Origin of the sequence: Poinsettia branch-inducing phytoplasma str. JR1 (assembly GCF_000309465.1) — a bacterium.
Taxonomy (GTDB): Bacteria; Bacillota_I; Bacilli_A; order Acholeplasmatales; family Acholeplasmataceae; genus Phytoplasma; species Phytoplasma pruni.
The window spans coordinates 1-470 of record NZ_AKIK01000087.1; the positions used below are offsets into that span (position 1 = coordinate 1).

1 pseudogene is annotated in these 470 nt (G+C 26.4%); it reads right to left on the bottom strand.

Going from position 1 to position 470, the window contains the following annotated elements:
- Nucleotides 1–229: 229 nt before the first annotated feature.
- Nucleotides 230–470 (bottom strand): annotated as a pseudogene (locus ON17_RS03590) (DUF2963 domain-containing protein); the annotation flags it as partial.

A 470-nucleotide genomic window follows, 5' to 3' on the forward strand; every position in this document is an offset into this window, starting at 1 on the left:
CTGCGCGAGCTCTCATTAAGCTCTCTCTAAACCTTTTCTTTAAAAAAAAATTTAAAGAAAAGGTTTAGTAGATGCGTTACGATTGTAATTAATTATTTCAAATTTTAAAAATTCACGCGAGAGTAAAGGGCGCTTAGCTTTATATGTTAAAATACATTATTTTACGTTCAGTTTTAGTTGTTTAAGTGTTTATTTAACAACCAACTTAAAAAAATTTTTATTTATTTTTTTAAACTGTAAATCCAAGATCTCTAAAATCTTTATCTGTAAATCCGCCAGATATTAATTGAGTATATATAAAACCAGCATCTAATAATTCTTTTAATGTATATCCAGCTTCTCTTAATTCTTTAATAGAATAATCAACATTTTTTAATGCAAAAGCCGTCAATCCAGAATTTTTAAAATCTTTGGCCGTAAAACCGACAATTTTTAATCTCTGATCTGTAATACCAGCATCTATAAATTTT